This is a genomic window from Pseudobacter sp., assembly GCF_051955275.1.
In the GTDB taxonomy this organism is placed as follows: domain Bacteria; phylum Bacteroidota; class Bacteroidia; order Chitinophagales; family Chitinophagaceae; genus Pseudobacter.
On sequence record NZ_JBQCGW010000144.1, the window covers coordinates 1 to 6,587 of the forward strand.

At 49.2% G+C, this 6,587-nt stretch carries 7 protein-coding genes; 6 read left to right on the forward strand and 1 reads right to left on the reverse strand.

Features of this window, described 5'->3' with window-relative positions:
• Positions 1–261, forward strand: a 261-nt coding sequence (locus ACTHMC_RS12455; RefSeq protein WP_440413453.1) for a hypothetical protein, incomplete at its 5' end; no start/stop codon positions are given.
• A gap of 83 nt (positions 262–344) precedes the next feature.
• Here the strand turns inward: ACTHMC_RS12455 and galK are convergent.
• Complete coding sequence (gene galK, locus ACTHMC_RS12460) at positions 345–1,514, reverse strand: galactokinase (RefSeq protein ID WP_440413454.1); 1,170 nt, start codon at positions 1,512–1,514, stop codon at positions 345–347.
• Positions 1,515–1,563: 49 nt separating this feature from the next.
• On the opposite strand from galK, the gene ACTHMC_RS12465 reads away from it, so the two are divergent.
• The 5 genes from ACTHMC_RS12465 (at position 1,564) to ACTHMC_RS12485 (ending at position 6,441) form a co-directional block, all read left to right on the forward strand.
• Positions 1,564–2,517: an aldose 1-epimerase gene (locus ACTHMC_RS12465; RefSeq protein ID WP_440413455.1), complete on the forward strand. Its 954-nt coding sequence runs from the start codon at positions 1,564–1,566 to the stop codon at positions 2,515–2,517.
• Positions 2,518–2,548: 31 nt separating this feature from the next.
• Positions 2,549–3,316: a hypothetical protein gene (locus ACTHMC_RS12470; protein ID WP_440413456.1), complete on the forward strand. Its 768-nt coding sequence runs from the start codon at positions 2,549–2,551 to the stop codon at positions 3,314–3,316.
• A gap of 10 nt (positions 3,317–3,326) precedes the next feature.
• Positions 3,327–4,016 carry a lysoplasmalogenase gene (locus tag ACTHMC_RS12475; RefSeq protein WP_440413457.1) on the forward strand — a complete coding sequence of 230 codons (690 nt, stop codon included), beginning with the start codon at positions 3,327–3,329 and terminating at the stop codon, positions 4,014–4,016.
• A gap of 24 nt (positions 4,017–4,040) precedes the next feature.
• Positions 4,041–5,639 carry an L-aspartate oxidase gene (nadB, locus tag ACTHMC_RS12480; RefSeq protein ID WP_440413458.1) on the forward strand — a complete coding sequence of 533 codons (1,599 nt, stop codon included), beginning with the start codon at positions 4,041–4,043 and terminating at the stop codon, positions 5,637–5,639.
• A gap of 73 nt (positions 5,640–5,712) precedes the next feature.
• Complete coding sequence (locus ACTHMC_RS12485; RefSeq protein WP_440413459.1) at positions 5,713–6,441, forward strand: nucleotidyltransferase family protein; 729 nt, start codon at positions 5,713–5,715, stop codon at positions 6,439–6,441.
• Positions 6,442–6,587: the final 146 nt, after the last annotated feature.

The window sequence follows — 6,587 nt, forward strand, 5'->3', positions numbered from 1 at the left end:
GACCGGGTTCCGCATACCAGTAACGATCTGGCCTACCTGAAAGACCTGGCGCCGGAATACAGTGGGGACGAATTGTATGTTCACACTCCCTGTGTGGTGAGTGATCAGTTGATCACTGCTAACGGAGCAGCCGCACTGGAAATGATGGCGGCGATATTCAGGAAGTTCAATGTGTTGGAAGAAGGTGTGACAGATGCTGTTTATGATCTGTTTAAGAGTGCAGGGATGGAGAACAGATTGTTTGCAGAGCAACAAATATAATAGAACCGGGTTAGTAAGTTGAGCTTACAAAAAAGGCTGCGTTTCATACGAAACGCAGCCTCACTATTTTTATTGATTACGTATCAGCTGAACACTTCACTGTTCACTACATGCGTGCCATCTTCAATCTGCGTCACATACACTTCCGGTGTAACCTTGAACAGGCCTTCAAATGATTTCTGGATCTTCTCTCTGAAGCTGTCTACCATTTCAGTATGAACGATATTGATAGTACATCCTCCGAAGCCACCACCCATCATCCTTGAGCCAACTACGCCTTCGATAAATCCGGCGCGTTCAGCCAGGAAGTCGAGCTGCGTGCAGCTTACGGCATATTGCTTGCTGAGGCCGTTATGTGTTGCGATCATCAGTTTGCCGAAAGTATCCAGGTCTCCATGCTGCAAAGCGTCACAACCACTGATCAGACGTTCTTCTTCTGTTACCACATACCAGCAGCGATCGAACACAACGGAACTCATATCATGCTGGTGCTGTTGCAGCATCTCCAGCTTTACATCGCGAAGCGATTTGATTGCAGGGTAAGATTTTCTGATTATGCTTACACCTTCTTCACATTGCTGGCGGCGGACATTGTATTCGGAGCCGGCGAGCGAATGTGTAACCATACTGTTTACAAGAACGATCTTATGATCGGGAAAATCGAAAGGAATGTATTCATATTCCAGGCTGCGGCAATCGAGTTTCATTACATGACCTTTTTTACCATGCAGGCTGGCAAACTGGTCCATGATACCACATTTTACACCAACGAATGTATGTTCGGTTTTTTGTCCGATGAAGGCAAGCTCCATCCGGCTTAGACCGAGGTTGAACAATTCATTGAGTGCAAATCCGTATGCAGAGCAGAGCGCTGCGGAAGAGCTCATGCCCGCGCCCACGGGAATATCGCCGTCGATCAGCACCTGTGCGCCGCCGACAGTTTTTCCGGCAGCTTTGATATGATGGGTAACTCCGAGGAGGTAGTTCATCCAGCCGGAAACAGGCTGGAGGCTTTCTTCGGGATTGAAGGTGAAAGATTCTTTGAACTGATTGGCATAAATGGTGATAGCAGGCTCGGAAACCGCTGCTATGGCCACATACATGCGTTTGTCCACTGCGCCGGGCAGCACAAAACCCTCGTTGTAATCCGTATGCTCTCCGATCAGGTTCACTCGTCCCGGGGCGGCAACAACAATTGGTTCCTGTCCATACAACTCCCGGAATTTCTTACGCAAACGTTCTACTATCGCCATATCTGTGAAAATGATTTAATTTTAAAAAATCTACTTCAAAACGGAAATTATGAGTTTTCTGATCGACCGGCAAACCGACAACGACCTCGAGCTTCTCAGATTGCAAGATAAGGCATCTGGCACAACAATCAGTATACTTCCTGCATATGGAGCCCTGCTGCATGGCTTTGAAGTGCCGCTTGATAGCGGCAGGATCAATATCATTGCCAATTATAGCGGAAAAGCAGATCTGGAGCAGGATCTGGCTGTTTCTTACAAAAGCGCAAAGCTGTCACCCTTCGCCTGCCGCATCCCGGATGGCCAGTATAGTTTTGATGATAAAACATACCATTTCGCCAATCGTTTCAATGATGGTACCGCTATTCACGGACTGCTTTACAACAAGCCCTTCAACCTGGTGGATCAGTTCACGGACGACCAGCATGCTGCTATCCGCCTCCGGCATCATTACAAAAAAGCAGACGCCGGATTTCCATTTGAATATATCTGTGAAGTGAAATATGCATTGCATCCCAACAGAGCGCTGCAGGTGGAAACCACTGTCATCAATCTCACAGATGAGTTCATTCCCATGCAGGATGGATGGCATCCTTATTTCAGCCTGGGCGGCAAGGTTGACCAGTACGAAATGCAGTTCCGCTCAGATACCATGCTGGAATCCAATGAGCAGATAGTTCCTACGGGTAATACTATTTACGATGATACTTTCCTCAACGGCGCCGTTATCGGCAACCGGTTCCTGGATACCTGTTTCCTCCTGGAACATGAAGAAGGACTGCCCTGCTGCGTGCTTTACAATCCTGAAAACAAGCTGCAACTTGCATTCTATACCAATCATCGCTATCCTTACCTGCAGATATATACGCCGGACCACCGGAACAGTATTGCCATAGAGAACCTGAGCGGCGCTCCCAATGCCTTCAATAATGGAATGGGACTGATCCGGATGAGCCCCCGCCAGACCCTTACTTTTAACCTCTGGTACCAGTTGAGTATTGGGTAAAACCATTACCTTGTGTAAAATGAATTGGTTTATGAAGTTTCTCAGGTTCACCCTGGTTTTTGGCCTTATCGCTTTCCTGATCAGCTGCTATGAAGTGAATGAAGAAGTGGTGATCAATGAGAATGGCAGCGGCGTTTATGAATCACGCATGGATCTGAGCCAACTGATTGAACTGATGCAATCCTTTGCGGGCGAAGAGGAAATGACAAAAGGTGGGCTGGATAAAGTATATGATACGGTGATCAGCATGCAATCCTTTCTCGATTCAGCCGATGAAGCCACTGTAAAGGCCAATGGCTGGATGAAGGATGGAAAGATCGCTGTAAAAATGAATATCAAAGAGAAATTATTCAAGATCAATCTCAACGTTCCTTACCAGAACCTGGAACAACTGCAAAGCCTGATGGAAGGACAGGGCGCGCTGATGAAGGATTCCTTCACCGGCCTCATGAACAAAGGCTCAAAGGAAAAAGCGCCGAAAGACTCTTCCGAAGCGGTTTTCCAGGATATCGTGAGCCTCTATAAAGTAACCCTGGATAAAGGGCTTATCAAGAAAGAGCTGGATGCTGAAAAGTACAGATCCCTGATGGAAAGGCCGCAGGCAGGCGATGTGAAACAGATGGCCAACTCAGGCATGGAAATCATCTATACCTCCAGTTTCAAACTGCCGGGTTCTGTTAAAAATGTAAGCAATCCCCTGCTGAAAGTATCGGAGGATAAAAGGACCGTGACGGTGCGGTACAATCTGCTGGATGTAATTAACGATCCTGCTAAATACGCCTTTACGATTGAATATTGATCAGTTCTCCATGAGGTCAGCCAATAAACGCTGGCTCTACCTTTTCCTGCTGGATGTGATGGCAGACCTGGTGGCAGTTTATCTCAACTGCACCACCCTCCGCTATTTTACCAAACCACTGCTGATGATCTTACTGCTGGTCTGGTTCCTGAGCTATTATCTGCAGGACAGCCGTGGAAGGATGCTAGTTACCTGGGCCCTGATCTTCTCCTGTGGCGGGGACATCTTCCTGCTCTTTACCGCCAATAATGAAATTTTCTTTATGGCCGGGCTGGTCAGCTTCCTGGTGGCGCATATCTTCTATCTTCTTTTCTTCCTTCGCGTAAAAAAACAGAACAGGCCCGGGAAACCCTGGAACCCGATCGTGGTGTTCCTGATGCTGATTTATATCTCAGTACTGTTCTATATCCTTAAACCTGGCGCAGGACCGCTTAAGGTCCCGGTGCTGGTGTATGCTTCAGTGCTGGGAGCCATGCTGCTCGCGGCCATACATGCTTTTCATTTTCCCGCACAATTGTCAGGGGCCTTCTGCGTTACAGGAGCCATGCTTTTTGTGGTGTCGGACAGCCTGCTGGCGCTGGATAAATTCCACCAAAGCTTCAAGGCCGCCTCCTTGCTGGTGATGACAACCTATTGCCTGGCACAATTGTTACTGGTAACAGGAAGCAGGAAATATCTGCAATCCCGCAATAACTCATAATTTTACCGCCCGAATTGAAATAGTATGCAGACTGATTTTTTAGTGATAGGCTCAGGAATTGCCGGGCTCACATTTGCGCTCAAAGCCGCAGAAAAGTACCCGGATCAGAAGGTTACGGTCATCACCAAGACCAGCGCCGATGAAACCAATACCAAGTACGCACAGGGTGGCATCGCCGGTGTAACTGATTTTGAGCGCGACAGCTTTGAGAAACATATCGAAGACACCCTCATTGCCGGTGACGGCCTCTGCAATAAAGCCGTAGTGGAAATTGTAGTGAAAGAAGGGGTGGACCGGATCCAGGAAATGATCGGATGGGGAACACAGTTTGATAAGGAAGCCGATGGTGATTACAAGCTCGGCAAAGAAGGTGGCCATAGCGAGTTCCGCATCCTGCACCACAAGGATGTAACAGGGAAGGAGATCGAAAGGGCCATGCTCGAAGCCGTGGCTGCCCATCCCAATATCGAGATCATCAAACATTGCTTTGTGGTGGACCTCATCACACAGCACCATATGGGATTCCTGGTTACCAAGTCAACACCCGATATCGAATGCTACGGCGTGTATGTGCTGAACCTTCAATCCAATAAAATTGAAAAGATCCTGGCCCGCACCACCTTGCTCGCTACCGGCGGCAATGGCCAGGTGTACCGCTCCACTACCAATCCCAATATTGCTACCGGCGATGGCGTTGCCATGGTGTACCGCGCCAAGGGAAGGATCGAAAATATGGAGTTCATCCAGTTCCATCCAACAGCCCTGTATGAGCCAGGCGTACGCGGACAATCATTCCTCATTACCGAAGCAGTTCGTGGTGATGGCGGTATCCTCCGCAACAAGAAAGGAGAAGCCTTCATGGAGAGATATGATGAGCGCAAAGACCTGGCTCCGCGCGATATCGTGGCCCGTGCGATCGACAGTGAAATGAAGATCACCGGTACAGAGCACGTATACTTAGACGTTAGACATATACCGCTGGAAAAATTCACGGAGCATTTCCCCAATATCTACGAGAAATGCAGGTCCATCGGTATCGATGTCACAAAAGATATGATCCCCGTAGCACCTGCTGCACATTACAGCTGCGGCGGCATCAAAACCAACGAATGGGGCAGAACCAGCATCCGCAATCTTTATGCGGCCGGAGAATGCGCCAGCACGGGGCTTCACGGCGCCAACCGCCTGGCCAGCAATTCCCTTCTGGAAGCCATGGTGTTCGCGCATCGCGCCTTCCTCGACTGCACATTGCAGCGCAGGGAAAACGATGACCTGTTGCCGATCCCAGACTGGAACACCACCGGAACTTCCGAGCCCAGGGAAATGATCCTGATCACGCAGAGCCTGAAAGAAGTGCAGCAGATCATGAGTGATTATGTGGGTATCGTAAGGACCAATGTGCGTCTGGAAAGAGCGCTCCGCCGCCTCGACCTGCTCTGGGAGGAAACCGAAGTACTGTATGAGGCCACTACTGTTTCCCCGCAGCTCTGTGAGCTTCGCAATATGATCACAGTCAGTTACCTCATTGTGAAAGCCGCCCAGTTCCGCAAAGAAAGCCGCGGCCTTCATTACAACACTGATTACCCTGCCAAGAGCAGGCTGGTACAGAATATCGTACTGTAACACTTTCAGGATACAGTCGCTCGCGGCCCCGCGAGCGACTGCGCACAGCTTGAGTAAAACTAAAATGAATTCTATGCAGCAACCCTCTGCCATGATCTTTGCCGCAGGCCTTGGCACCCGGTTCAAACCCTGGACGGACAAGCATCCCAAAGCCCTGGCCATCATCAATGGCAAATCCCTGCTTCAAAGGAATATCGAATACCTGCAGCAATATGGCATCCGCAATGTGGTGGTGAATGTGCATCATTTTGCAGAGCAGATCACCAACGCTATCACTCAGAATGATGGATGGGGCAGTACCATTACCATCAGTGATGAAACCGATGCTGTGCTCGAAACCGGAGGCGGGCTTAAGAAAGCCGCATCTTTTTTCAGTCAGACCCAATCGCCGGTAGTGATCATCAATGTTGATATTCTTACCGATCTCAACCTGGGCGACATGTTAAAAGCACATCAAAGTTTTCAACCGCTTGCAACGCTGGCGGTTTCTGACAGGTCAACTTCCCGGTACTTCTTATTTGATGAGCAGGATACCCTTGCCGGATGGCGGAACGTGAATACCGGAGAGGAGAAGATCAGCAGACCCGCCGCAACCTATATCCAGAAAGCATTCAGCGGCATCCATGTATTTGATCCGGCGATGCTGCCGATGATCCACCAGGAGGGCAAATTTTCCATGGTGGATGTGTACCTGCAACTTGCCAGAACCCAAACCATCCGCGCCTTTGACCACAGCGGTTCGCTGTTCATTGATGTGGGGAAACCTGAATCGGTAGAAAAAGCAGAGCGCCTGTTTCCCTGAAAATTGCCAAATGCGCTGGCATCCCTATTTTCACTAAATTTGGCCGCTATTCCTGTACAAACAATATGATCGCCGTAATCGACGCAATAAGAGACCTTTGTATCTCAATGGGTGAAGCGCCTCTTGACATAGAAGTGCTGCCCCAG

Bases quoted from the DNA above. Each gene is read 5' to 3' on its own strand.
- galK (WP_440413454.1), bottom strand. From the start codon at position 1,514: ATGGCGATAGTAGAACGTTTGCGTAAGAAATTCCGGGAGTTGTATGGA.
- ACTHMC_RS12465 (WP_440413455.1), top strand. From the start codon at position 1,564: ATGAGTTTTCTGATCGACCGGCAAACCGACAACGACCTCGAGCTTCTC.
- ACTHMC_RS12470 (WP_440413456.1), top strand. From the start codon at position 2,549: ATGAAGTTTCTCAGGTTCACCCTGGTTTTTGGCCTTATCGCTTTCCTG.
- ACTHMC_RS12475 (WP_440413457.1), top strand. From the start codon at position 3,327: ATGAGGTCAGCCAATAAACGCTGGCTCTACCTTTTCCTGCTGGATGTG.
- nadB (WP_440413458.1), top strand. From the start codon at position 4,041: ATGCAGACTGATTTTTTAGTGATAGGCTCAGGAATTGCCGGGCTCACA.
- ACTHMC_RS12485 (WP_440413459.1), top strand. From the start codon at position 5,713: ATGCAGCAACCCTCTGCCATGATCTTTGCCGCAGGCCTTGGCACCCGG.